The sequence below is a fragment of the Cupriavidus sp. 01L43 genome, assembly GCF_056399925.1.
The window spans coordinates 19,271-44,526 of sequence record NZ_JBFTSH010000009.1 but is presented as its reverse complement, the minus strand read 5'-3'; the positions used below and the strand labels follow the sequence as shown (position 1 = coordinate 44,526).

At 68.4% G+C, this 25,256-nt stretch carries 22 protein-coding genes; 8 read left to right on the top strand and 14 right to left on the bottom strand.

All coding sequences use genetic code 11. From position 1 onward, the window contains the following. Positions 1 to 11 precede the first annotated feature (11 nt). Positions 12 to 914, top strand: a complete 903-nt coding sequence (locus AC1DP9_RS16355; RefSeq protein WP_477107917.1) for a ketopantoate reductase family protein — start codon at positions 12 to 14, stop codon at positions 912 to 914. Between the two features lie 40 nt (positions 915 to 954). Here AC1DP9_RS16355 and AC1DP9_RS16350 read toward each other — a convergent pair whose 3' ends face one another. From AC1DP9_RS16350 to AC1DP9_RS16340, 3 genes are all read right to left on the bottom strand, one after another. Continuing rightward, positions 955 to 2,457 carry a tripartite tricarboxylate transporter permease gene (locus AC1DP9_RS16350; protein WP_092297334.1) on the bottom strand — a complete coding sequence of 501 codons (1,503 nt, stop codon included), beginning with the start codon at positions 2,455 to 2,457 and terminating at the stop codon, positions 955 to 957. A gap of 10 nt (positions 2,458 to 2,467) precedes the next feature. Beyond that, complete coding sequence (locus AC1DP9_RS16345) at positions 2,468 to 2,929, bottom strand: tripartite tricarboxylate transporter TctB family protein (protein ID WP_092297337.1); 462 nt, start codon at positions 2,927 to 2,929, stop codon at positions 2,468 to 2,470. A 257-nt stretch (positions 2,930 to 3,186) separates the two neighbouring features. Next, complete coding sequence (locus tag AC1DP9_RS16340) at positions 3,187 to 4,158, bottom strand: Bug family tripartite tricarboxylate transporter substrate binding protein (RefSeq protein ID WP_477107916.1); 972 nt, start codon at positions 4,156 to 4,158, stop codon at positions 3,187 to 3,189. 176 nt (positions 4,159 to 4,334) lie between these two features. Here AC1DP9_RS16340 and yddG point away from each other — a divergent pair, with 176 nt between their 5' ends. Then, positions 4,335 to 5,240 carry an aromatic amino acid DMT transporter YddG gene (yddG, locus tag AC1DP9_RS16335; RefSeq protein ID WP_477107915.1) on the top strand — a complete coding sequence of 302 codons (906 nt, stop codon included), beginning with the start codon at positions 4,335 to 4,337 and terminating at the stop codon, positions 5,238 to 5,240. Positions 5,241 to 5,255: 15 nt separating this feature from the next. Here yddG and AC1DP9_RS16330 read toward each other — a convergent pair whose 3' ends face one another. The 10 genes from AC1DP9_RS16330 to AC1DP9_RS16285 all read right to left on the bottom strand — a co-directional run bounded on the left by AC1DP9_RS16330 (position 5,256) and on the right by AC1DP9_RS16285 (position 17,731). After that, a complete protein-coding gene (locus tag AC1DP9_RS16330) occupies positions 5,256 to 6,233 on the bottom strand; it encodes a Bug family tripartite tricarboxylate transporter substrate binding protein (RefSeq protein WP_092297346.1) in 978 nt (325 codons plus the stop codon). Then, complete coding sequence (locus AC1DP9_RS16325) at positions 6,230 to 7,546, bottom strand: DUF1254 domain-containing protein (RefSeq protein ID WP_477107914.1); 1,317 nt, start codon at positions 7,544 to 7,546, stop codon at positions 6,230 to 6,232. The genes AC1DP9_RS16330 and AC1DP9_RS16325 overlap by 4 nt, the downstream gene beginning before the upstream one ends. Positions 7,547 to 7,576: 30 nt before the next feature. Next, positions 7,577 to 8,896, bottom strand: a complete 1,320-nt coding sequence (locus AC1DP9_RS16320; RefSeq protein WP_477107913.1) for a DUF1254 domain-containing protein — start codon at positions 8,894 to 8,896, stop codon at positions 7,577 to 7,579. A 24-nt stretch (positions 8,897 to 8,920) separates the two neighbouring features. Then, positions 8,921 to 11,074 carry an acetate--CoA ligase family protein gene (locus AC1DP9_RS16315; protein WP_477107912.1) on the bottom strand — a complete coding sequence of 718 codons (2,154 nt, stop codon included), beginning with the start codon at positions 11,072 to 11,074 and terminating at the stop codon, positions 8,921 to 8,923. Between the two features lie 100 nt (positions 11,075 to 11,174). Next, positions 11,175 to 12,248, bottom strand: a complete 1,074-nt coding sequence (locus tag AC1DP9_RS16310; RefSeq protein ID WP_369823491.1) for a porin — start codon at positions 12,246 to 12,248, stop codon at positions 11,175 to 11,177. Positions 12,249 to 12,294: 46 nt separating this feature from the next. Beyond that, on the bottom strand, positions 12,295 to 13,311 hold the full coding sequence (locus AC1DP9_RS16305) for a Bug family tripartite tricarboxylate transporter substrate binding protein (RefSeq protein ID WP_477108005.1): 1,017 nt from the start codon (positions 13,309 to 13,311) through the stop codon (positions 12,295 to 12,297). Between the two features lie 97 nt (positions 13,312 to 13,408). Next, a complete protein-coding gene (locus AC1DP9_RS16300) occupies positions 13,409 to 14,566 on the bottom strand; it encodes an acyl-CoA dehydrogenase family protein (RefSeq protein WP_477107911.1) in 1,158 nt (385 codons plus the stop codon). Between the two features lie 39 nt (positions 14,567 to 14,605). Further along, positions 14,606 to 15,802 (bottom strand): acyl-CoA dehydrogenase family protein, encoded by a 1,197-nt coding sequence (locus AC1DP9_RS16295; protein ID WP_477107910.1) that lies wholly within the window; start codon positions 15,800 to 15,802, stop codon positions 14,606 to 14,608. Further along, a complete protein-coding gene (locus AC1DP9_RS16290) occupies positions 15,795 to 16,505 on the bottom strand; it encodes an enoyl-CoA hydratase/isomerase family protein (RefSeq protein WP_477107909.1) in 711 nt (236 codons plus the stop codon). Before AC1DP9_RS16290 ends, AC1DP9_RS16295 begins: the two co-directional genes overlap by 8 nt. Continuing rightward, positions 16,502 to 17,731 carry a CaiB/BaiF CoA transferase family protein gene (locus AC1DP9_RS16285; protein ID WP_477107908.1) on the bottom strand — a complete coding sequence of 410 codons (1,230 nt, stop codon included), beginning with the start codon at positions 17,729 to 17,731 and terminating at the stop codon, positions 16,502 to 16,504. Before AC1DP9_RS16285 ends, AC1DP9_RS16290 begins: the two co-directional genes overlap by 4 nt. Positions 17,732 to 17,926: 195 nt before the next feature. Between AC1DP9_RS16285 and AC1DP9_RS16280 the strand changes: the two genes are divergently transcribed. The 5 genes from AC1DP9_RS16280 (at position 17,927) to AC1DP9_RS16260 (ending at position 22,941) form a co-directional block, all read left to right on the top strand. Continuing rightward, complete coding sequence (locus AC1DP9_RS16280; RefSeq protein WP_255370897.1) at positions 17,927 to 18,928, top strand: LysR family transcriptional regulator; 1,002 nt, start codon at positions 17,927 to 17,929, stop codon at positions 18,926 to 18,928. Between the two features lie 199 nt (positions 18,929 to 19,127). After that, complete coding sequence (locus AC1DP9_RS16275) at positions 19,128 to 20,381, top strand: alkyl sulfatase dimerization domain-containing protein (protein ID WP_477107907.1); 1,254 nt, start codon at positions 19,128 to 19,130, stop codon at positions 20,379 to 20,381. A 9-nt stretch (positions 20,382 to 20,390) separates the two neighbouring features. Next, positions 20,391 to 21,410 carry a Bug family tripartite tricarboxylate transporter substrate binding protein gene (locus tag AC1DP9_RS16270; protein WP_477107906.1) on the top strand — a complete coding sequence of 340 codons (1,020 nt, stop codon included), beginning with the start codon at positions 20,391 to 20,393 and terminating at the stop codon, positions 21,408 to 21,410. Positions 21,411 to 21,529: 119 nt separating this feature from the next. Further along, the gene (locus tag AC1DP9_RS16265; RefSeq protein ID WP_477107905.1) at positions 21,530 to 22,147 is read left to right on the top strand and encodes an ABC transporter ATP-binding protein; all 618 of its coding nucleotides are present in this window, start codon (positions 21,530 to 21,532) and stop codon (positions 22,145 to 22,147) included. Continuing rightward, positions 22,144 to 22,941, top strand: coding sequence for an ABC transporter permease (locus AC1DP9_RS16260; protein WP_477107904.1), 798 nt, complete (start codon positions 22,144 to 22,146; stop codon positions 22,939 to 22,941). Before AC1DP9_RS16265 ends, AC1DP9_RS16260 begins: the two co-directional genes overlap by 4 nt. Positions 22,942 to 23,027: 86 nt before the next feature. Here AC1DP9_RS16260 and AC1DP9_RS16255 read toward each other — a convergent pair whose 3' ends face one another. After that, on the bottom strand, positions 23,028 to 23,747 hold the full coding sequence (locus tag AC1DP9_RS16255) for a GntR family transcriptional regulator (RefSeq protein ID WP_092297376.1): 720 nt from the start codon (positions 23,745 to 23,747) through the stop codon (positions 23,028 to 23,030). Positions 23,748 to 23,940: 193 nt separating this feature from the next. On the opposite strand from AC1DP9_RS16255, the gene AC1DP9_RS16250 reads away from it, so the two are divergent. Next, positions 23,941 to 25,242, top strand: a complete 1,302-nt coding sequence (locus tag AC1DP9_RS16250; RefSeq protein WP_477107903.1) for an MFS transporter — start codon at positions 23,941 to 23,943, stop codon at positions 25,240 to 25,242. Positions 25,243 to 25,256 lie beyond the last annotated feature (14 nt).

Here is a 25,256-nt window from a genome sequence, read left to right as displayed (position 1 = left end):
AGGAACGACACATGAAAATCGCGGTGATTGGCGCAGGTGCGGTGGGCTGCTTCTATGGCGGGATGCTGGCGCGGGCCGGTCAGGATGTGGTGCTGATTGGCAGGCCGCGGCATGTCGATGCCATCCGGGCGCGTGGCCTGCGATTCGAATCCAGGCTGTTCGATGAACAGGTGACCATCGCGGCAAGCGCCAACGCGGCGGCCGTGGAGGACGCCGATATCGTGCTCGTCTGCGTGAAATCCGTCGACACCGAGCAGGTTGCCGACGAGATCCGCAGCCACCTGAAGCGCGAAGCGCTGGTCGTGTCCCTGCAGAATGGCATCGACAACGCAGGGCAGTTGGAGCAGGCGCTGGCACGCCCAGTGATACCCGCCGCCGTCTACGTCGCCAGCGAGATGGCCGGCGATGGGCACCTCAGGCATCACGGCCGGGGCGATCTGGTGATCGGGCAGGAGCAGGGCAGCGAGCTGGTGGCGCGCCTGTTCCACGACGCCGGTGTGCCCACGGTGGTCTCGGCCAATGTGGCGCGCGCACTCTGGGAGAAGCTGATCCTGAACTGCGCCTACAACGCGCTCTCCGCAATCGTCAATCTGCCTTACGGCAAGATTCGCGGCGTGGCATCCGCCGAGGAAGCGATGCGCAACCTCATCGCGGAATGCCTCGCTGTGGCGCACGCCGAAGGCGTCGACATCGACCTCGATGCGGATGGCCAGCTTGAACGGATTCGCCGCACCATTCCTCTTGGCCAGTACTCGTCGATGGCGCAGGACTTCGCCCGGGGCCGCGCCAGCGAGATCGCGGCCCTGAACGGCGCCATCGTCCGGCGCGGCAACGCGCGGGGCGTGCCGACACCGGTCAACCAGATCATCGTGGCATTGGTGGAGCTGCTGGAAAGCCAGCCCCCCCAGAAATGACAATCGCGGACAGCGCCTGACGGCCTGTCCGCGTTCGCGTTTACTCCTCCTGGAATGCCTCCTCGCGCTTGGCCTTGATCGCGGGAAGCGCCACGACTGCCACCAGCGCCGCGGCCGCTATCAACAGCCCGAGCGACAACGGACGCGTCGTGAACACCGTGTAGTCGCCGCGCGACAGCAGCAAGGTGCGCCGGAAATTCTCCTCCATCATCGGCCCGAGCACAAAGCCGAGCAGCAGCGGCGCTGGCTCGCACTTCAGCTTATGGAACACATAGCCGATGAGGCCGCAAGCCGCTGCGGCGAAGACATCGAACACCGTGTTGTTGACCGAGTACACGCCGATGCTGCAGAACACGAGGATGGCCGGATAAAGGAAGCGATACGGCACCGTCAGGAGCTTGACCCAGACGCCGATCAGCGGCAGGTTCAGCACCACCAGCATCAGGTTGCCGATCCACATGGAAGCAATCAGGCCCCAGAACAGCGCCGGGTTGCTGGTCATCACCTGCGGGCCGGGCTGGATGTTGTGGATCGTCATCGCGCCCACCATCAGCGCCATCACGGCGTTGGGCGGAATACCCAGCGTCAGCAGCGGGATGAAGGACGTCTGCGCCGCAGCGTTGTTAGCCGATTCCGGACCCGCCACGCCTTCGATCGCGCCCTTGCCGAACTCATGGGCGTACTTCGATGTCTTCTTCTCCAGCGAGTACGCCGCAAACGAGGCCAGCGAAGCACCGCCGCCCGGCAGGATGCCCAGCGCCGAGCCCAGCAGGGTGCCGCGCAGCACCGCCGGGATCATGCGCCGGAAATCCTCCCTGCTCGGGAAGAGTCCGGTGACGCGGTCCGTGAAGGTCTCGCGGTGTTCCTTCTGCTCCAGGTTGGCGATGATCTCGGCAAAGCCGAACAGTCCCATCGCCAGCGCGGTGATGCTGATGCCATCGGTCAGCTCGGGCACATCGAACGAAAACCGCGCGGCGCCGGAGTTCACGTCGGTGCCCACGAGGCCGAGCAGCAGGCCAAGGACGATCATGGCCACTGCCTTGACGAGCGAGCCCGACGCCAACACCACCGCGCCGATCAAACCGAGCACCATCAGCGAGAAGTACTCCGCCGGCCCGAACTTGAACGCCAGCTCCGAGAGCGGCGTGGCAAACGCGGCCAGGATCAGCGTGGCGACGCTGCCCGCGAAGAACGAACCCAGCCCGGCGGTGGCCAGCGCCACGCCGGCACGGCCGCGGCGCGCCATCTGGTAGCCGTCCAGCGTGGTCACCACGGCGGACGACTCGCCCGGCAGGTTGACCAGGATGGCCGTGGTGGAACCGCCGTACTGCGCGCCGTAGTAGATGCCGGCCAGCATGATCAGCGCGGCCACCGGGGGGAGCGTGTACGTGATGGGCAACAGCATGGCGATGGTCGCCAGCGGCCCCAGACCCGGCAGCACGCCGATCAGCGTGCCCAGCACGCAGCCCAGGAAGGCATAGGCCACGTTCTGTAGCGAGAGCGCCGTGGAAAAGCCGAGCGCGAGATGACTGAGCAACTCCATTCCATTACTCCTAGTTGGTCAGGAACGCCGGCCACACCGGCATCTGCAGGTTGATGCCGTAGACGAATGCCACGGTACTGATCACCACGAGCACCACGGCATTGAGCGCGGCACCCTTCCACGTGAATTCATGGCTGGCCATCGACGAGACGAGCACCAGCGCCAGCACCGACAGCACCATGCCGAGCGGCTTCAGCAGCAGGCCGAACAGGACCACGGAGCCAAGGATCCACAGCAGCGTCTTGATGTCCCAGCGCGCCATGCGATCCGCTTCACCTTCGCGGGACATGGACCCGGCCGCCACCACGGCGCCGAGCAAGGCCAGCACGATGCCGAGCCAGAACGGGAAGTAGCCCGGCCCCATCTTGGCGGCTGTGCCCATGGAGTAGCCACGGGCAACGAAGGAAAAGCTGAGTCCGACGATGACGAACATCAGCCCGGAAAGTAGGTCTGTCTGCCTGCGTATGCGCATGCGAGGTCTCCTTGGGGGCGCGCGGATCGGACGACGCGCAACGCGCCGACACAACCGACTCTGTTTTTGGAGTTCCGAAAGATACATCATGTTGTGATGTATTTTGATGAAGACAAGGGTTATTCCCTAGAAATCCGTGGGGCCGGTTCCTGCGGTGGTGCCCGGGCCGCCACAATGAGAAAAGCCCGGCAGCCTGATGGGCTGCCGGGCTTTTGGCCGGGCTTTTGGGGGGTGGCCGCATGGGGCGGCCAGGTCTGTCAGTCCGCCGTCGCCCCCGACCGCTTCACCACCGTCGACCACTTGCGGATCTCGCTGTCCACGAACTTGCCGGTCTCGGCCGGGGTCATCGGCATCGGCTCGGAGCCGCGGTCGGTGATGAATTTGCGCAGTTCTGGCGATTGCAGCGCTTTCACCGTCTCCGCGTTGAGCTGGTTGACGATGGCCGGCGGCGTGGCTGCCGGCGCCATCATCACCGCCCAGCCCAGCGCCTCGAAGCCCGGCACGCCTTCTTCTCGCACGGTCGGCACCTGCTGCAACTGGGGCACGCGTTTCGCTGTGGTCACGGCCAGCGGCACGGCCTTGCCGGACTGGATCAGCGGCATGGCGGCGGTCACGGAATCGACCATCAGCGGGATCTGGTTGCCCAGGAAATCCGCCTGCGCCGGGCCGCTGCCTTTGTAGGGAATATGCACGATGAACACGCCGGTCTGCGCCTTGAGCATCTCGGCGGACAGATGCTGCGTGCCGCCGATACCGGCGCTGGCATAGCTGTACTTGCCCGGTGCCGCCTTGGCCTTGGCGATCAGTTCATGCAAGGACTGGAAGCCCGACTGCGGCGTGGCCAGGAAGACCAGCGGCACCGAGAACACCCCGGAAATCGGCGCGAAATCCTGGCGCGGATCGTAGTTGATCTTCTTGTAGAGCGTCTGGTTGATGGCCATCGCACTGCCGCCCATGACCAGCGTGTAGCCATCGGCCGGGGCTTTCGCGGCCACTTCCATGCCGATATTGCCGCCGGCGCCGGCGCGGTTTTCCACCACGATGGACTGGCCGAGCTGCTTGCCGAGTTTCTCGGCCAGGGCACGCGCGAAGATGTCGGTGGCCTGTCCGGGCGGGAAGGGCACGATCAGCTTGATGGGACGGTCCGGGTAGGCGGCGTGGGCGGTGCTGGCGATGCTGAGCAGCAAGGCGAGAAGGGTAGTGTGCGGGGTAGTGCGCGACGGCTTCAACGGAATCTCCTCAAATGATGGGCAATGACGTGACGTCTCTCGGTGGCGTCTACGGGCGAGATTCTACGCTCCCGTGCCCGCTCCGTGCCCGCTACCAGTCGACCCAATTTCGGGAAGCCACTGCCCGGGACGATTAGAATGCCGCTCCAACCGTCCACATCGTTGTATCCGAACACATGGCAGTCACGCATAGCAGAAAGCAGGCCACGCTGATCGGGCTGCTCGCGATCCTCCTCTGGAGTTCGATCGTTGGCCTGATCCGGGGCGTCAGTCAGAGCTTTGGCGCCACCGGCGGGGCGGCGCTGATCTACACCGTGGCCTCGGCCCTGCTCTGGCTGTCCGTCGGCGCCGTCAAAATCCGGACGCTGCCGCGCGCCTACCTGATCTGGGGCAGCCTGCTGTTCGTGTCCTACGAACTGTGCCTGTCGCTGTCCATCGGCTACGCCAACAGCGGCAGGCAGGCCATCGAGGTCGGCATGGTCAACTACCTTTGGCCAAGCTTCACGATGCTGGCCGCCATCGTCTTCAACGGGCAGCGCGCCAACTGGCTGATCGTACCGGGCTTCCTGATGGCGATCCTGGGGATTGCATGGGTGCTCGGCGGCGAGCAGGGCTGGGATCCGGGCGAGATGGCGCGCAACGTGCAGGACAACCCGCTCAGCTACGGCCTGGCGTTCGTCGGCGCCGTGATCTGGGCCGGCTATTGCACGGTGACCAGCCGCATCGCGCAAGGCAAGAACGCCATCACGCTGTTCTTCATGCTCACGGCGCTCGCCCTGTGGGGCAAGTACCTGTTCACGCATGGGGAGACGATGGTGTTCAGCTATGCCGGCCTGATCTACCTGGCGCTGGCGGCCTGCGCGATGGGCTTCGGCTATGCGGCGTGGAACGTCGGCATCCTGCATGGCAATGTGACTGTGCTGGCCGGCGCCTCGTACTTCATTCCGGTGCTCTCGGCGGCGCTGGCTGCCGTGCTGTTGCAGACGCCGCTGTCCCTCGCGTTCTGGAAGGGCGCGTCGATGGTCTGTGGCGGGTCCATCCTCTGCTGGCTGGCCACGCGACGCGTGGACCAGCCTAAGTAGCCCCGACAGCGCCCCTTACTCCAGCACAATCCCCCGCGCCTTCACCAGCGCGCCCCACTTGGCCACTTCGCTGTCGATGAATCCGGCAAAGTCGGCGCTGGTGCCGGGCGCCGGCTGCAGCCCGAGCGCCAGCAGCCGCTTGGTGACCTCCGGGTCGCCCAGCGCCTGCGTCGCATCCCGGTTCACCTGCTGGACAATGGCCGCCGGCGTGCGCGCCGGGGCGACGATTCCGAACCAGCCGTGCCCCACCACGCCGGGCACGCCCTGCTCGGCGAATGTCGGCGCATCCCGATAGACCGGCGTGCGCGCCTCCGCCGCCACGGCAATCACGCGCAGCTTGCCGGCCTGGATGAACGGCAGTGCCGTGGTGATCGCGGTCAGGGTGGCATCGACGCGGCCGGCCAGCAGCTCCGTGTACGCGGTGGCGTCGCCCCGATAGTGCACGTTCAGCGCCTTGAACCTGGCCTGCTGCGCGAACAGTTCCGCCGTCAGGTGCGGGCCGGAGCCGATACCGGGCGAGGCGAACGTCACGCCATCGGGCTTCTTCTGGGCCAGTTTCACGAAGTCCGCCACCGTCTTGACCGGCGAGCTGGCGTTGACGATCAGGAAGATCGGCCCGAGCACACGCGGCCCCACGGCGACGAAGTCCTTGTGGATGTCGAACCGCTGCGACAGCCCCGCGCCCGTGTTGATCGCGAACGGCGCGGCGGCCCAGAGCAGGGTGTAGCCGTCAGGCGCGGCATGGGCCACCGTCTCGCTGGCCAGCCGCGTGCCGGCGCCGGGCTTGTTCTCCACGACCACCTGCTGGCCATACTTGCGGCTCAACGCCTCGGCCAGCACGCGCGCCGAGGTGTCGTTGGACCCGCCGGCCCCGTAGGGGGAAATCAGCCGCACCGGCTTGGCGGGGTAGGTCTCCCCGAACGCAGCGGGCGCCACGCCCGCCAGGGCCATGGCGCCGAGCAGGCGGCGGCGCGTCAGTTGTCGTGGCGTCACGCGGCACCTCCCGTGCGCTGGATGACCGGATACCGGTAGGTCTTGTCGAGGTGGGCGGCCTGCGGCACGTAGAGCCGCAGCGCCACGTAGAACGGCCCCGGCGGTGCCGGCAGCCAGTTGCCGTGCCGCGCCGGATCGGCCGGCGGCTGCGCGGAGAGCCACAGCGTGAGGCCCCCATCGGCACCGCGCTGGAGCGATGCCGAACGGTCCCCGAGCGAATAGCGGCCGATTGCGTTCGGCACCAGCATGCAGTCCTGTTTGTCGTACATCGTCAGCGACCAGAAGGCGCCGACCTGCGGCGGATTGTCGGCGGGGAAGTCGAGCCGGTATCCGTGCCGGCCGTCGAGCGGCTCGCCATCGCCGCTGCGGTCCGCAATCACGTACATCGCCTCCTGCACGCCCAATGCGCCGATATAGTTGCGCGCCACGTGCGCACGCTGTGCGAAGTTGTCGCCATACGAGTCGCGGACTTCGACCGACATCGCCCAGCCGCCGCCCATGTCCGAAGACTGGGGCACGGCCAGCGCCTCAAGCACGTTGTGCAGCGCCGCGCCCAGCCCATCGCGCTGGCTGGCATTGGGCACGACATCCGGACCGAGGCCGACGCTGGCGAAGCTTGCCACCAGCCCCGCCTCGGCAGCCGGGGGAGGATTCTCGCGCAGCGCCCGCGCGACGACTTCGGCGAAGCGTTGCGGATCCCCGAGCTGCTCGGCCGAATGCATGCCCGTATCGAACGGCTGCGCGGCGTCGGCGCCATCGAGCGTGGTCAGGTGGATGGCGTCCTGCAGCGCGTGCACCACCGGCAGGTCCGCATCGCCATCCACCAACAGGCGGCCGATCATCCAGACGCCATCGGTCGGGCAGGGCACGGCCTGCATGTCCGCCGGCACCTCGCCACGCCACGACGGCCCGTGCAGCAGGAAGCGTCCCGCCGCCGTGCCCGTGGTGCGGCTGCCGATATAGCCGAACGGATTCGTGTAGAAGTCGAGCAGGCCAAGCACGTAGTAGCGCCCGTTGAAGTCCGGCACATGCAGCACAACGGGCCCCTGCGAGAGATCGAGCCACGCGTTGGTGTAGAGCGTGTCGTTGTTCGGCGTGACGACTTGCCGGTGCTGCGGGCCGAGCAGCTCGCGCGTGTGGATCACGTGGTTGATCCAGCGCAGCGTGGATTCGGGGCCGTCGCCAGCGAACTTGCCGGCGCGGTTGCGTCGCGGACACGTGGCCGCACGCATGCGCGCCATCTCGTACAGCGGCAGCGTGTAGATCACGGCATCGCGCGCCAGCGCGGGTGTGCCGGTTACCTCTTGGGGCATGGTGTCTCCTGTCTTGTTCTGATGGACTGCTCAGCCGGCGCGGCGCACGGCGGGAATCGTGTACTGGCCTTCCATGAATGCCTGAGCCGGATGATAGAGCCGCAGGATCAGGTAGAACGGGCCTGCCGGCGCCGGCAGCCAGTTGTCATCCTGCGTGGGCCGCGCGTGGCCCACCGGTATCACCAGCGTGCCATCGGCCTCCATGCGCAGGCCCGGCGTGCGGTCGCCCACGGCATAGCGGCCGATGGCGTTGGCGGTGAAGAAACGGTCCTCGCCATAGAGGGACACCGACCAGAACGCATCGGCCGGCGGCAGCATGCCCGGCGCAAAGCGCAGCTCGTAGGCGTTGCGGCCATCGAGCCGCTCGCCATCGGCGTCGAAGTCTGCCATGGCATAGACCGCTTCGTCCGCGCGCAGCGCGCCCAGCCCCTTCATGGCCGTGCAGGCGCGCAACAGCCAGTCGTCGCCATAGGTGCCGAGCCGCATGCTGTAGCCCCAGGCCTTGTGGCCCTGGCTGCGCGTGTGTGCCTCGATCATGGCCAGGCCCTGCTGGTAGGCGCTGCGCAGGCCGGCGACGACCGACGCCCGCAGCGAGGCGAAGTCGACATCCTCCCCGAGCCGCAGCCCCGCCTTGCGCAGCAGCGTGAACAGTCCCTGTTCGGCCGGCGCGGGCGGGAAATCGCCCATCGCGCGGTACAGGTTCTGGAAGAAGTCGATGGCCGCGTCGCCGCTGTCCTGCCATTGCTGAACGCTTGCGGGGCGCGCCGGCCCCGCGCTGCGCAGGATCTCGAAGCCCTGTTCGAACGCATAGGCGCGCGGGAGGTCGTCGGGGCCCTGCACCAGCACGCGGCCGATCAGCCAGACCAGCGAGGTCGGCGCGTGTACGACCTGCGCGTGCGCGCCCGAAGGCTGCTGTCCGGGCCCGAGCAGTTCCACGTCCGCACCGGTGAGCGGCACGTTGCGCGGCCCGAGGTTCGTGAAGTTGTTGGTGTGGGCGTCGAGCAGTTCGATGACGTAGTAGCGGTCGGCATCAGGGAGCGGCGGCACGCGCAGCGTGACGGGACCATCGGCCAGATTCAGCCAGCCGCAGAAGTAGAGCAGGTCATTGGCGGGCGTCACGATGTCGCGGTCTTCGTGCGTCCACTGCCGCGCGCTGGCGGAGAGCGTGTTCATCGGCGCGCGGCCATAGCGCGTGGGCGCATCGACAGAAGTTTGCAGGCGGCAGGTGCGCAGCGTTTCGATCAGCGGATAGCCGTAGATCACGAGCGGCAGCGCGGCGGCGGCGACCAGGGCCTCCTGCGGGCTGGCATGGACGGGCGCGGCGAAGACGGGCGGTGCGGGATGGTTCATGTCGTTGGGCAAGGGGGAATGGAGTCAGCCGGGTTGGCGGAGCGTGATGACGGCGTCGGCGGCGCAGAGGCCATCGGCGCCGACGATGAATGGGTTGATCTCCAGCGTATCGAGCCGGTCCCCGAGGGCGGCAGCGGCGCGGGAGACCTTGACGAGCACCTCCGCCACCACGTCGAGATCGAGGGGCGGGTGGCCCCGATGCCCGGTGCAGAGCGCCTCCGCCCGGCTCTGTGCGAGCATGGCGCGCGCGCGGGCGCGGCTCAGCGGGGCGAGTCCGAACGCCATCTGCCGGAAAATCTCGACGGCCGTGCCGCCGATGCCGGCCAGTGCGACGAGGCCGAACACGGGATCGCGCCGCACGCCGACCATGATCTCGCCCCAGCCGCGCACCATGCAGGCGATGATGGCGCCTTCGAAGTGCGCGGGCTGGCCATCGGGATCGCGCGACTGCAGCACGGCGGCTTGCACGCGCGCGAAGGCGTCGCGCACGGCGGCTGCGTCCTTGAGGTTGAGCACCACGCCGCCAATGTCGCTCTTGTGCAGGATGGTGCGCGAGCACAGCTTCACCGCCACCGGATAGCCGAGCGATTCCGCGATGCGCACGGCTTCGTCGGCGTCCTGCGCCACGCCGTGCGCGGCCACCGGTACGCCGGCTTCGGCCAGCCACGCCATCGCTTCGGCTTCTGACAGCGCGGTAGCGTCATCGGGGAAATCGGGCGGGGCGATGGCGGCGGGCTTCGAGCTGTCCTCAGCCGGGACGCCAGCCAACGCTTCCATTGCCGCCGCCTTTGCGAGCGCAGCCACCGCTTCCATCGTGTGAGCCGGTTCGCGGAACACCAAACATCCACGGGATTCGAGCCAGGCGCGCTTCTCGTCGTCCATCACGCCCGATACCAGCAGCGGGGCGGACTCCGGTTCCGTGGCCAGCGTGGCCACGGTCTGCTGCAATTCGGTCCACAGGCGGGGCGCGTTGGCGCCGCCGGCCAGGAACGCCGCCACGCTGCCGTACTCGCCGCAGCGCGCCACGCCGGCCAGCGCATCGAGAAAGATCTTCGGTTGCGACACGACCTGTCCGGTCACGTCGATCGGATTGGCGGTACTGGCGAACGGAATCGCGGTGCGCAACGCATGGGCGGCTGCGTCGGGCATGGGCGGCAGCGGTAGCCCCAGCGACTCGGCGCTGTCCGCCATCATGATGCCGACGCCACCGGAGACCGTGACGATGGCCACCGGCGCCACGGCATCGGCCGGCAAGCCGCCGCGCGCGTGCCAGCGCGCAGGCCGGCGCCCACGCGCCAGCGTGTAGCCGAGGCGGAAGAACGCTTCCAGCGTTGGCGCGCGGTGCACGCCGTATTCGTCGAACACGGCCTGATAGACCGCATCCTCTCCCGCCAGACTGGCGGTGTGAGATTGCGCGGCGCTGGCGCCGGCAGCTGTGGTGCCGACCTTGGTCATCACCACCGGCTTGCCGGCGTCACGCGCGGCTGCCAGCGCGCGGCGCAGCCGTGCGCCGTCGCGGGCGCCTTCCATATAGGTCAGGATCACCCGGGTGTCGGGGTCGTGCGTCAGCCATTCGATCACATCGGCTACCTGCACGCCGGCTTCGTTGCCGGTGGTGACCCAGTGGCTCAGGCCGAGCCCCGCCTCGCGCGCCAGCGCAAACGCATACGCGCCGAACGCGCCGCTCTGGCTGACCAGACCGACTTCGCCCACGGGCGGCACGCCGGTCAGCGGGATGGGCGAGAACGTGGCGAACATGCGCGCGCGCAGGTTCATCGCCCCGAGGCAGTTGGGGCCGAGCAGTTGCACGCCGTGCGCCCGGGCGTTCGCCGCCAGCGTTTCTTGCAGCGCCGCGCCGCCGGCGACTTCCGCGAAGCCGGAGGTGAACACCACGGCAGCGCGGGTGCCGGCGCGGCCAAGCTGCGTCATCACGTCCGCCGCGCTGGCGGCGGGCACGGCCACGATGGCGAGGTCCACCGGCTCGCCGATGGCGTCGATGGTGGGATAGGCGCGCAGCCCCTGCACCGTGTCCGCGCCGGGATTCACCGGATAGACGCGGCCGGCATAGCCGAGTTCGCCGAGCAGGCGGATGGGCATGCCGCCCACCTTCTCGGGTTGTGTGGAGGCGCCGATGACCGCAATCGAGCGTGGACGCAGCAAGGGTTCCAGATCCAGCATGTTGTCTCCGTATGGCGCGGCGTGGGGCACCGCTTTTGCAGAAATATAGACCGATCGCCGGCGTTCCGATACCGGCCCGCCGACGTGCCTGCCGCTGGCGTCAGAAGCGGTGCCGCAGGCCCACGCTGATCGAGCGCGCGTCATCGCCGCTGCCCGGATCGATCGCGATGCTGTTGTTGGAGACGCTGCCGCCCGGGCTGTTGTGGACGTAGACCGCGCGCAGGTAGGCGGTGGTGCGCTTGCTCAGGTCGTGGTCCCAGCCGATGGTCATCGACCATGGCCGCTCGCCGCCGCCGAGCACCTGCCGCTTGAGCGCGGCGGCCTTGAAGGTGTCGCTCGCGGTGACGTTCCAGTTGAACGTGACGCCATAGTGGCGTGCCACGCGTGTATTGGGCAGGCGGCTGTTGGCGGTGCTGAACAGCAGGCCCACTTCCACCGGCTTGAAGCGGTAGGAGCCGCCGACGAAGTGGTTGGACGTCAGCGCCGTCTCCACCTGCGGCGTGGCCGCGCCGGTGTACATCCCCTGATAGCTGTAGAACGCGTAGGCGTTGCCGGCTTCATAGGCCACGTTCATGCCGAAGTTCGTCCCGGAGCGCGGCGCCCCGGGCACTTCCCCCGGCGCCACCGCGGCGCCGAACGAGAACCCGCCCCAGGTGGGCGAGAAGTACTGCACGGCATTGTCGAAGCGCGCGCCGTAGGCCACCTGGCCCGTGCCCTGCGACGCCGTGGCGCTGAGCAGGTTGAACGGCGACACCATGCCGTTGAGCAGGAACGGGTCCAGCCGCAGCAGCGCGTAGAACGATGGCGTGTACTGGCGGCCGAGGCGGAACTCGCCCCATGTCTCGTTGGACAGGCCCATCCACGACTGGCGGCCGAACAGGCGGCCATTGCCGAAGAACTCGACGCCGGTGTCGATATTGAAGCCCGATTCGACCAGGAAGTTGGCCTTGGTGCCGCCGCCCAGATCCTCGATGCCGCGCAGGCCCCAGCGCGACGCGGCCTGCTGGCCCTCGCGCATGCGCACCACGCTCTCCGACCCCTTGGCGTACTCGATCGACGCATCGACCACACCGAACAACTGCACGGTCACCGCAGATGCGCTGCCGCATCCCACGGCCAGCCCCATGCCGATGGCACGTTGCACGCTTCGCCAGCGGCTCGACTTCTCTCTCATTGCTGTCTCCCGTTCTTTGTTTTGGATGTTGTGCTTTGACGTTCGGTTACTGAGGCGTTACGCCGGACACCTTCACCACCTCGCCCCAAGCGCCAAGGTCGGCGCGCACCAGCTCACCGAGTTCGCCGGGCGTGGAGGGCTTGCCCGGCTTCAGGTACATCGCGGCAAAGCGCTGCTGTTCCTCGGGGGACTGGAGGATGCGGTTCACCTCGGCATTGAGCCGATTGACGATCGGCGCCGGCAGGTTCTTCGGGCCGAACAGCGCGAGCCAGCTGGCCTGATTGAAGGGCGTGCCCTGTTCGCCCATGGTGGGCACGTCCGGCGTGGTCAGCCCCCGCTCCGGGCCGGAGGCGGCCACGGCCCGGATGCGGCCCGATTTCAGGTGCGGCACGGCAGAGAGCGAATCGGTGAAGGCAATCGTCACGTGCCCGGCCGCCAGGTCGTTGGTGCACTGGACGGCGCTCTTGTAGGGCACGTGCCGCAGGCGCATGCCGGTCTTGGCTTTCAGGTACTCCATGGTGAGGTGGCCGCCCGAGCCCACGCCCCAGGAGCAGTACGCCAGCTCCGTGGGGCTGGCCTTGACGTAGGCGATCAGCTCCTTGAGGTTGTGCACGGGCAGGGTGGACGTGACGACGAGCAGGTTGCCGCCGGGGGCGCTGGGCCGGGCGATCGGCGTGAAGTCCTTGAGCGGATCGTAGGGCAGGTTGGCCGTGATCCACGGGTTCACGGTCAGCGTGGCCGAGTAGGTGAAGAGCAGCGTGTAGCCGTCGGGCTCGGCGCGGGAAACCATCTCGCTGGCGATGATGCCGTTGGCGCCCGGCCGATTGTCCACCACCACGGGTTTCTTCAGCGCAATCGACAGCCGCTCGGCCACGAGGCGTGCGGTCTGGTCCGTCACACTGCCGGCCGCAGACGGCAGGATCATGCGAATGGGCCGATTGGGGTAGGGCGCCGTTTCGGCATGGCCCAGCGCGGGGCCCAGGGCGGACAACGTGGCCAGCGTGGCGAACGTTGAGGCAAGGGTCGGTAACACCCCGCGCGTGCCAGTGTGCTGGCTTTTCATCATGCTGTCTCCGTCGCGGCGCATTGGCCGCGCAAGCCGGTACGTTGCCGGCATGTCGTGGTTGGGCCCACATGCAGTGGGCCCGGGTGAATGCCGCTCAGGCGGATGCCGGGGCGGCGGATTCGAGTGCGTCCAGCCGGGCGAGGTGCCAGTCGGCATCGCCGAACAGGTTCGCCTGCGCGGCCAGCCGCTTGTAGCAGTGGCCGACCTCCATCTCGTCGGTCATGCCCACAGCGCCATGGAGCTGCACGGCGTCTTCACCGAGCGCGCGCCCGGCCGTGGAAACGAACGCCTTCGCGCAAGACACCGCGCGCATGCGCGTGGCGTCATCGGCCTGCAAGGTGGCGGCGGCGGCTTCCGTGATGGCGCGGGCCTGCTCGATGCTGACGAACAGGTCGACCAGCCGGTGCCGGATCACCTGATTGGCGCTGAGCGGGCGGCCGAACTGCTGGCGCGTCATCACGTACTCCCGTGTCAGGGCGAAGGCCCGCGTCATCGCGCCCACCGCTTCGGCGCAGGCCATGACCGTGGCGCGGTCGATGGCGGCCTGCACCATCGGCCAGGCCGCGCCGACCGGGCCGATGCGCGTGTCGTCCGCCACCAGCACGCGTCGCAGCGTCACGGTGGCGGTCTGGCGGCCGTCGTAGGTGGGTAATCCCTGCACGCTGACGCCGCGCGCGCTGGCCGGCACGGCGAACAGGGTCAGCCCCTGGCGGTCGCGGCGCGTGCCTTCGGTACGGGCCAGCACCAGCAGCACATCGGCGCACCCGCCGCCGAGCACGAGCGTCTTGCTGCCGTCGAGCACCCACTGGGCCGCGCCGCGCGGTTCGGCCTGCGTGGTGACGTCGAAGGCGTCGTGGCGGCCCTGCACCTCGAAGGCGGCCAGCGCGGCGAGGCTTTCCCCGGCGGCGATGGCCTCGGCCATGGCGAGATGTGCCGCGCTGCCCGCGTTTGCCAGCAGCGGCGCGCACAGGGCGACGTTGGCCAGCCACGGCTCGGCCGGCATGGCCTGCCCCAGCGCCTCGGCCAGCAGGGCCTGATCCATGTCGTCACCGAGTCCGCCGCAGGCTTCGGGCAGGCCGAGCGCCAGCCAGCCCATCTCGGCGAAGGTGCGCCAATGCTTGCGCGAGAAGCCATCGGGCTCCGCCAGCGCGGCCCGGCGCTGGGCGAAGTCATAGCCGCGCGCCACAAAGCGCTCCACGCTTTCCTGCAGCATGCGGCGCTCTTCGATGCGCGCGTCGTCGCGGTCTTCCATGCTTGAGTGTCCTGTCATGTCGTGTGGAGGTGCCGTCCCTCAGAGTCCGAGTACCTGCTTGGCGAGCAATTCGTGCTGGATCTCGCTCGATCCGCCGGCGATGGTGTAGCCACGCGTCACGAAGCGGCGCGCCGAGGCAGCGGGCGCGTACTGCGAGCGATCGGCCTGCGTGGCGGGCGGCTCGAAGTGCGCGGCGCGGTCATAGGCCAGCGTGTCCGGGCCGAGCGCATCCACGGCAAGGTTCTCGATGTCCTGGATCAGCCGGCTGCCGATCAGCTTGAGCATGCCGGTCTCCGGGCCGAGTGCGCCGCCGGCCCGTTCGAGCCGCCGGAAGCGCAGCACCGTGGCGGCCAGCGTTTCCAGCCGCACTTCGAGTTCCCGCAGCCGCCGCGCGAACCACGGGCGGCGCAGCAGCGGTTCGCCGGCTTCCTCCACCTCGGCGCCAATCGCCCGCACCTTGGCCAGCCGCCGGCGATTCTCGGCCACGCGGGCGAGGTTCAGCCGCTCATGTTCCAGCAGGGACTTGGCGATCGACCAGCCCGCGTTCTCCTCGCCGACGCGCATGTCCACCGGCACTTCCACGTCATCGAGAAACACCTGATTGAACAGGTGCCAGCCGTGAATGCCGATCAGCGGTCGCACGCTGACGCCGGGGCTGCGCATGTCGATCAGCAGGAAGCTGATGCCCTGCTGGGCGCGCGCCTCGGTGTCGGTGCGCACGAGGCAGAACATCCAGTCCGCGTACTGGGCGTAGGACGTCCAGATCTTGCTGCCGTTGACCACGTAGACCTCGGTGCCGTCCGGGCGGGTGCGGCGCACCGCGCGGGTGCCCAGCGACGCGAGATCCGAGCCGGCATTCGGCTCCGAGTAGCCCTGGCACCACCAGTGTTCGAGATTGAGGATGCGCGGCAGGAAATGCTGCTGCTGCGCGGGCGTGCCGTAGCGGATCAGGATCGGGCCGATCATTTCGATCGAGATGCCACCGGTCTCCGGCGCGTGGGCCAGCACCAGCTCTTCCTGCAGCACGGCGCGCTGCGCGGCGCTCCAGTCGGCCCCTTGCCAGGCTTGGGGCCAGTGGGGCGCGAGCCAGCCGCGCGCGGCCAGCCGGCGCTGCCAGTCGATCATCTCGTCCTTGCTGACTTCCAGCCCGAGGCGCACTTTCTCGCGCACGGGCGGGGGCAGGGCTTCCGCCACGAAGGCGCGGACCTCGTGACGCAGTGCATCGAACTCAGCCATGACGGATCTCCTTGTCGGCGCAGGCATCGAACCATTCGGCCGGCGGTCGGCGCGTGCTGGCGGCGCGCAGGCTGCCCTTGATGGCGGCCACCGCTTCGGCGGGGAAGCCGGCAATCGTGGTGGCCAAGGTCTGGGCGCGAGCGACGACGTCCGCGTCGGCAATGACTTCCGTCGCGATGCCCAGCCGCAGCAGGTCGCTGGCCGGCACGCGCTCGCCCAGCAGGCACAGCCGGGCCGCCACGGCCTCGCTGTGCCGCAGGGCCAGCCACGCGATATTGCGCGGCGCATTCATGCCGATGCGCACCTCCGCGATTTGCAGGAATGCGCGCTCCCCGCAGACGAGCAGATCGCCAGCCAGCGCCAGCGCGGCGCCGCCGTTCACCGCGTGCCGTTCGAGCGCCACGATCCACGCCTTGCGGCTGCGCATCAGGCCGCCATGCACGCGATCCCAGCGTGCTGCGAAGCCGTTCATGCCGGCCGGATGGGCCTGCAACGCTTTCAAGTCGAGGCCGGAGCAGAACGCGCCATTGGCGCCGCGCAGCACCACCGCCCGCAAGCCGGGCTCGCGTTCGAGCGTTTCGATGGCCTCGCCGAGCGCTTCGGCGGTGGCCATGTCGATGGCGTTGCGGGTTTCCGGCCGGTTCAGCGTGATCTTGGCCCAGCCCTCGTGCCGGTCGATCAGGATGGGGGTGTCGGCTGTCATGCGCTGGCCTCCGTGGTGTCGAGCGATTCAATGGCGATGGCGCGTGCCTGCGCCATCGTGCGGATCGCGACGTCGTCATAGCCGAGTTCGCGCAGCACCGCTGCGGTGTGCTCGCCCAGCCGCGGCACGGCGGGCGTGGCGGCGGGAGGCAGGCTGGCCATCGTGAAGGGCAGGCCCGGGAGGGCGATCTCGCCGCCGAGGCCGTCGCCGACGCGCATCAGCAGGCCGCTCGCCAGCACATCGGCGCTGCGTTCCACCTGCTGGTAGTCGCGCACCACGCCCACCACCACCTGATGGCGTTCCAGCAGCGCGCGCGCTTGTTCACCGGTGTAGCCGCGCAGGGCGGCGTGCAGCACGTCCAGCAGGGCAGGGCGGTTTTTCACCCGCAGCGGGTTGCTCGCGAAACGCGGATCCTGGGCCAGCGCGGGTTGTCCGATGGCATCGCACAGCCGCGCCCAGTGTTCGTCGAGATAGGCCGACAGCACGATATGGCCATCGGCCACGGCGATAACATCCGCCGCCGGCGCCGCCTTCGGCTGGCTGTTGCCGCTGCGCACCGGCAGGGCGCCCGAGCACTGGTATTCGGACCAGAGTTGCGCCTGGAGCTGGATGCCCACGGTCAGCAGCGAGGTCTCGATGGTTTCGCCCTGGCCGGTGCGCAGGCGCCGGAACAGCGCGGCGAGGATGGCGTTCGAGGTGGCGAGCGCCGTGGCTGCGTCGATCAGGGCGAAGCCGGCCTTCAGGGGCTGGCCGCCCGCTTCGCCTGTCACCGACATCATGCCGCTTTCGGCTTGGGCCGCGATGTCGAGCCCGGGCCGCAGGCGCGACGGACCGCGCGTGCCAAAGCCGGTGACGGAGGCATGGATCAGCGCCGGTTTCGCGGTGCGCAGCGTGGCGGCGTCGAGGCCCATCGATTCCATCGTCCCCGGCCGCGCGTTGTGAAGCACCACGTCGCAAGACAAGGCGAGCCGGCGGGCGGCTTCCGCGCCGGCCGGCTGGCGCAGGTCCAGCGCCATGCCGCGCTTGCCACGGTTGTAGGCCAGGAACATCGGGCTTTGCGAGCTGGTACCGTCGAAGCGCCGCGCGCTGTCCCCGCGCAGCGGTTCCACCTTGATCACATCGGCGCCCAGGTCGGCCAGCATCATCGCGGCGCCGGGGGCGGCAATGAACTGGCCGAACTCGGCCACGCGGATGCCTGCCAGGGGCAGGTCTTCTGGAATTGCCATCGATCTCTCGTTTCATGACGATGCGGGGCATCGATGGAAGGGGATGATGGGCCACGCATTGCAATGCCAATAGCCTCCGCAACACGCGGTGTGTGAACCCACGGTTAGCACCTCGGGTTATCACTGATGCCCGCAAATCCCGCTATGCTCGCGGAGCAGGGCGTTATCACACGGTCTTTCGGGAGGAGGCGAGTCATGCGTCTGAGCCAGTTGCAGGATTTCATTGCCGTGGCGGAGAGCGGCAGCATTCGCGCCGGCGCCAAGGTGCGCGACGTGTCGGCGCCGGCCATCACCAAGAGCATCCGGCAGCTCGAGGAAGAGCTGCACGTGCCACTTCTGACGCGCACCACGCGCGGCGTGGTGCTGTCCCGCTTTGGCGATGCGTTCCTGCGCCGGGCGCGCCTGATCGCCACCGAGGCGCGCAAGGCCACGGACGAGATGACCCAGATGCTGGGCACGCGCAACGGCACGGTGCGCATCGGCGCCACGGGCGGGCCGGCCAACCTGCTGCTGCCGGCGGTGCTGAAGCGCTTCCGCACCCAGCATCCGGACGTGCAGGTCTGCATCGACAGCGGCGTTTATCCCGAGCACCTGGCCGACCTGCGCGCCGGCGTGATGGACATGGCGGTGAGCCCGATTCCCGATGAAGGCATCGAACGCGAATTTGTCTGCGAGACGCTGTACCACAACGATTCGGTGGTGGTGGCGCATCAGGAGCATCCGCTGCGCCATGCGCGGACGTTGCGCGAGCTGGTCAATTCCGACTGGGTGCTGACCGGTCGGCGCATGCAGGGCCCGGGCGCGGCGATCCTGGACGCCTTCCGCGCGCTCGACCTGCCGCTGCCCCGCGTGGCGGTGCGCTGTGACACCATCGGCATGATCCAGACGCTGCTGCAGGACCGCTCGCTGCTGTGCCTGCTGCCGCGCCAACTGGTGCCGGGGCGCCTGGCCACGGCCGGTCTGGTGGCGTTGCCGATCGAAGACCCGCTGCCGAGCCATGCGGTCAGCCTGATCTACCGCGCCGATTCGCCGATGACGCCGGTGGCGGAGCAGTTCGCCACCCTGCTGCGCCGCGAGGTGCATTACATGAGCAAGATGCCGGACAGCCCGCTGCGGCGACAGGTGCCGCACCCGGCACCTGCGGCCCGCGCCACCCCGGCCCCGATCGCCCCGATCGCCCCGATGGCGGCTGGCTAGCGCAGCCACCGCGCGCCGGGAACTCCCTGCGCCACGCAGGTGATAACCGGCGGTTCACAGCGAAAATTTCCGATCCATCGCCAGGGCGCCCCGGCGCTGGCGCCGCAGGCTGCGCGCCGTGCCGGCCGGGGACTTTCCCCACTGACGATAGTGCGCCGTCTGCGCGTGAATATCCCTTCGCCAAACTGGAAGGGATGCCATGAACGAGATCGAGGATCGTCCGGCCGCACTGATCACCGGCAAGGGGATCGACCGCATTGCCGAGGGTGTCTGGCTGCTGCATGGACAGGGCCAGACCTTCGTCGCTGACGTCGGCGACGGCCTGCTGGTGGTGGACAGCGGCCCCGGCGGCTCCGTGACGGCCGGCATGATCGAGGCGCTGCGCATGCAGACCGAACTGCCGGTGATCGCGCTCTGCTACAGCCACGGCCACCTCGGCTACAACGCCGGCGTGCAGCAGTGGATCGACCATGCCACGCAGCGCGGCGAACCGGCCCCGCGTGTGCTGGCCCATGTGAACGTGCTGGCGCGCCAGAGCCGCTACCGCGAAACGCAGCGGCTGCAGGAGCGCATGGCCGAGATCCAGTTCCGGCATCGCGCCGGGGCGCTGGCCGGCAAGCTGCGGCATACCACGCCGTCCGAGACGTTCCGGGACGGCATGACCGTGGGTCATGGCGAACAGCGCGCAGAGATTCTCTGGGCACCCTCCGAGACCGACGACGCCGTGGCGGTCTGGCTGCCCGGCCGGCGGCTGCTCTATGGCGGCCCGGCCATCATCGATTCCATTCCCAATATCGGCACCCCGTTCCGCACCATGCGCGACACCGTGCGCTGGGCCGAGACGCTGGAACGGCTGGCCGGCCTGCGCCCGCAGACCGTGGTGCGCGAGTTCGGCGCCACGCTGGAAGGGGAGGACATCTGCCAGCACGTGCTGCTGCACACGGCGCGGGCCTTGCGCTGGATGCGCCAGGAAGTGGTCCGCCTGATGAACGCTGGCTGCAACGAGCGGGAGATGCTGGCCGCGCTGCGGCCGCCGCCGGACCTGTTCGAGCAGCCGTGGATGCGGCCGACCTACGGCGACCCGAGCTATATCGCCCGCGATATCTATCGCTCCGAAAACGGCTGGTGGGACCGCAACGCCACTACGCTGCATCCAGCCCCGCCGCAGCAGGTGGCCAGCGAGATCGCGGCGGCTATCGACAACCACGCCGCGGTGGTGCGCCACGCCCAGGCCCTGGCCGCGCGTGGCGACCTGCAACTGGCGCTGCATGTGATCGACCTGCTGGCGCAGGCGCCCGGCGATGCGCCGCACGTGGTCGAGGCGCGCCAGCTCAAGGCGGAATGGCTGCGCGCACGGGCCAAACAGGTGCAGAGCTATGTGTCGCGCAGCCTGTACGTGGCTGCGGCCACGGTGCTGGAGGCGGGCGCCGATGACAACTTCGGCATGCATTGAGGGATGGCGATGACACGACTCCTCTCCCTTCCCGATGACGACGAGGCAGATGCCCGACGCCGCGCGCTGCTGAAGTCGATAGCGATGCTGGGGTTGGCCGCCGCTGTCACGCCGGCCCGCGCCGCCAGCCCGTGGCCGTCCCGCCCGGTGCGGCTGGTGGTGCCGGGGTCCGCCGGCAGCGGTCCGGACCTGTTCGCCCGGCCTATCGCGGACCAGCTTGGCAAGGTCCTCGGCCAGTCCTTCGTGATCGACAACAAGCCCGGCGCCACCGGCATCATCGGCAATGACATCGTGGCCAAGGCCGCGCCGGACGGCCATACGCTGCTGTTCACCTACGCGGCGACGGTGGTCATCAACCAGACCCTGCAGCCGAAGATGCCGTATGACGGGCTGCGCGACCTGATCCCCGTGGTGCAGGTCGGCGGCGGCGGCAACTTCCTGGCGGTAACGCCGGACTTCCCCGCGCGCGACCTGAAGTCCTTTGTCGAGCATGTGCGGTCGCGGCCGGACGCCTACGACTACGCGTCGTGGGGCATCGGCTCCGGCGGCCACCTGACCATGGAGGCCCTGAAGATGCAGACGGGCATCCGCATCCGGCATGTGCCGTACAAGACCGTGCCGCAGATCCTGAACGACATGCAGGGTGGCATCGTGCGGGTGGCCTTTGTCGATACCTCCTCGTCGGTGCCGCTGATCCGTGCCGGCAAGCTGCGCGCGCTGGCCATCAGCGGCACCCGGCGCGGGCCGGCCACGCCCGAGGTGCGGACCATGACCGAGCAGGGCTATCCATTCGAGACGAATAGCTGGTACGGCATGTTCGCGCCGGCGGGCACCAGCGCCGCCATCGTGCAGCGGCTGAACGCGGAGGTGAACCGGATTCTGACCAGCCCGGACATGCGCGAGCGCTTCCTGCTGCTGAATATGGCGATGCCGCCGGTCAAGACGCCGGAGCAGTTCGCGCAGACCGTGCGCGACGATGTCTCGGTCTGGGGCAACGTGATCCGCACCAACCACATCACCGTCGACTGACCAACAAAAAGGGCGGGTGGGCGATGAGAGCAAGACCGCGCGGACAGATAATCTGCGCTTAAGGAAATCGCGGTAGGCTGTGGTCCCCACAACTGTGCCGACGCTCACCCGTGCGCCCGATGGACGGTCATCTTCATATCCACAACCTGACCGGCCATGGCCGGGGTCCCTATACCTTCGACGTGCCGCCGGGCAAGTGCACGGTGCTGTCTGGCGCGTCCGGCAGCGGCAAGAGCCTTTTGCTGCGCATGATTGCCGACCTCGACCCCAATGACGGCGACGTGCGGCTCGGCAACCTGTCGCGCGAGGACCTGAGCGGGCCGGCCTGGCGGCGCGAGGTCATCTATGTGGCCGCCGAGTCGGGCTGGTGGGCCGACGATGTGCGCGCCCATTTCGGCGAAGACGACGCGATCGACCCCCGGCTCGACCAACTGGCCCGGCATCTTTGCCTGCGCGCGGACATCCTCGCGGCCCCCGTCAGCCATCTCTCCACCGGCGAGCGGCAACGCCTGGCGTTGCTGCGGGCTGTCATGCGCCGGCCGCGCTTCCTGCTGCTCGATGAGCCCACGTCCGCGCTGGACCGCGATACCACGCTCGCCGTGGAAGCGGTGCTGAAGCGGGTGATGACCGAAGGCATCGGCCTGCTGGTGGTCTCCCATAACGAGGAACAGGCGGCCCGGCTGCGCAATGCGCAGTTCCGGCTGTGCCAGAACGGGCTGGAGGCCGTGTCCCCATGAGTCCGATCCTGTTGACCACGGGCGATCTGGTGCTCGCCAGCCTGCTGATCGTGGCGGGCGCCGCGCTGTCGCTGGCGATGTCCCTGCACATCCATCGCACCCTGCTGTGGGCGGCGGTGCGCATGGTGGTGCAGCTGATGCTGGTGGGGTTGATCCTGCGGGCGGTATTTGAGCTGTCGTCGCCGTGGGTGACGCTGCTGGTGGTGCTGGCCATGATCCTGGCCGCCGCGCGCGAGGCCGGCAGCCGGCAGGAGCGCCGCTTCGATGCGCGCTGGCAGTTCATCATCGGGCTGGCCACGGTGAGCGTGCCCACGCTGGTCATCACCGTACTGGCGCTGGTCGCGGCGCTGCGGCCTTCACCGTGGTACGACGCCCGCCACGCCATCCCGCTGGCCGGCATCATCCTCGGGAATGCGATGAATGCCGCCAGCCTGACGCTGCAGGCCACCTTCACGGCCGCCTGGCACCAGCGCCAGGCCATCGACGCGCGGCTGGCACTGGGCGACGACCGCCACACGGCCCTGCGTCCCATCCTTCGCCAGGCCGTGCGCAGCGGGTTGCTGCCGACCGTGAACACCATGGCGGCGGCCGGCATCATCACGCTGCCCGGCATCATGACCGGCCAGATCCTCGCGGGGATGGACCCGATCGACGCCGCACGCTACCAGATCCTGCTGATGTTCCTGCTGGCCGGCGGCAGCCTGCTGGCGGTGGTGCTGGCCGCCTGGCTGGCCGCGTGGCGGCTGACCGACCCCCGGCACCGGCTGCGGCTGGACCGCCTGCAGGTGCGGTGAAGCCTGCCGCGCCGGCTTACCAGCGCGTGCTCACCGTGGCAATCACCGTGCGGCCGTTGCCGTAGTAGCACTGGATCGTCGAGGCGCTAGCGCGAGGCGCCGGCCACCCGCGCGGCAGGTTCGGCCAGGGTCTGCTCGAGTACCCGCAGGACTTCCTTCGCGGTATTTTCGGAATGCTCGCGCAGGATCTGCGGCAGTCGTGGGCGGCCCGCTTCGCGCAGGGCGGCCATGATGGCCTCGTGTTCCTCGTGCGATTCCTGCCAGCGCAGCATTTCGGTGTTGGCCGCGCCCCGGGCGCGATGCACCTTGCTCATCAGCGTGGCGTAGATGCCGGACAGCACGGCGTTGTCCGCGCTATCGACGATCAGCTGGTGGATTTCCTGGTTGATGCGGAAGTAATCCGTGCGCCGGCCGGCCGCATGCGCGTCGATCATGGACTGGTGCTTGCGCTCGATCTTCGCCAGCGCCGCATCGCTCATGCGCCGCGCCACCAGTCCCCCGGCGTGGGCTTCCAGCCCGTGCAGGGTTTCAAAGGTTTCGCGCAGTTCCTCGAGGTCCAGCGGCGCCACGCGATAGCCGATGTATTGGCGATGCAGCACCAGCCCTTCGGACACCAGCACCTTCAGCGCCTCACGCAGGGGCGTCTTCGACACGTCGAACGCTTCGCAGAACGCTTTCTCGTCCATGCGGACCCCGGGCGGCAGCTCGCCCTCCTGAATCATCGTGCGCAGCCGCGCCGCGATTTCGGCGGACATGCCAAGTGTGCGGAGTCGGGCAGTTTTGGGCAGCGCTTGTGTCACGGACATCACCAGAATGGGGAAATTGCACTGAAGCGAAGCGTATCACACCCGGAATTGGTGCTTACCCTATGCATATAAATCAATGACTTACACGCGTTGTAATTACAGATTACGTATCCTATACTCCGTCACAGTTGCGCGACACCCGGATTAGAAACGCCTCGACAACGCAGCACCAAGGAGCAAGGAGACCCCCGTCATGCCATCCACGAGCCAGGCCGCCGCCACCATGCCGGCCCCGCGCAGCACCGTCCGCTGGAAGATCTTCCTGATGATGCTGTTCCTGATCGCTATCAACTACATCGACCGCGCGTCGTTGTCCGTGGCCATGCCGCTGATCGCGAAGGAGTTTGACCTCAGCCCCACCATGCAGGGCCTGATCCTCAGTTCGTTCTTCTGGACTTACGCCCTGATGCAGGTGCCGGGCGGCATGCTGGCGGACAAGTACAAGCCGCGCATCGTGATTGCCTGCGCCACCGTGTTCTGGGGCGCGTTCCAGGCCATGGCCGCCGTGTGCACCAGCGCCACGACGTTGCTGCTGACCCGCCTGGGCCTCGGTGCCGCCGAGGCGCCGATCTATCCGGCCGGCGGCAAGCTCAACGCCATCTGGATGACGCAGAACGAACGCGGCCGTGGCGCCACCCTGCTTGACGGCGGCGCGCCGCTTGGCGCGGCACTGGGCGCCATCATCATTACCTGGCTGATTGCCGCGCTCGACTCCTGGCGCCTGGCCTTCGTCGTCGCCGGCGTGGGCACCGTCATCGCCGGTGCCGTGGCCTGGTGGTACATCCGCAATTCCCCGCGCCAGCACCCGGGCGTCAACGAACTCGAGGCCCGCTATATCGAGGAAGCCCAGGCCAGCGAGCACCGCGCCGAGCCGGCCAACCTGTCGGGCCGCTCGCTCGATTTCTTCAAGTACCGCTCGGTCTGGTGCATGGCCATCGGCTGGATGTGCTTCAACACCGTGTTCTACGGTCTGCTGACGTGGATGCCCAACTACCTGAACAAGGTGCACGGGTTCGACATCAAGGCGATGGGCGGTGCCAGCTTCATCATTTTCTTCAGCGGCTTCGTCGGCGAACTGATCGGCGGCTGGATCGCGGACAAGTGGAAGGAGGCCGGCGGCCGCCCCAACGTGGTGATGCGTACGCTGTTCGGCATCGCCGCCGTGGTCGCCACCGCGTCGATTTTCTCCGTGGCCTATGTCACCAACGCCACCGTGGTCGTGGCGTTGCTGTCCTCCACGCTGTTCTTCCTGCGCTGGTGCGGCCTGTTCTGGTGCATCCCGTCGATCCTGGGTACCCGTGACAAGATCGGCTTCCTGGGCGGCGTGATGAATCTCGGTGGCAATATCGGCGGCATCTGCGTGCCGATCATCGTCGGCATGATCGTGCAGTTCACCGGCTCGTACTTCCTGGCGCTGATGTTCTTTGCCGCCGCCGGCGTGGGCCTGCTGCTGTCGTCCACGGCTATCGACTACGAAAAGAAGATCCCGGTCTGACGGGCATCGGCTGG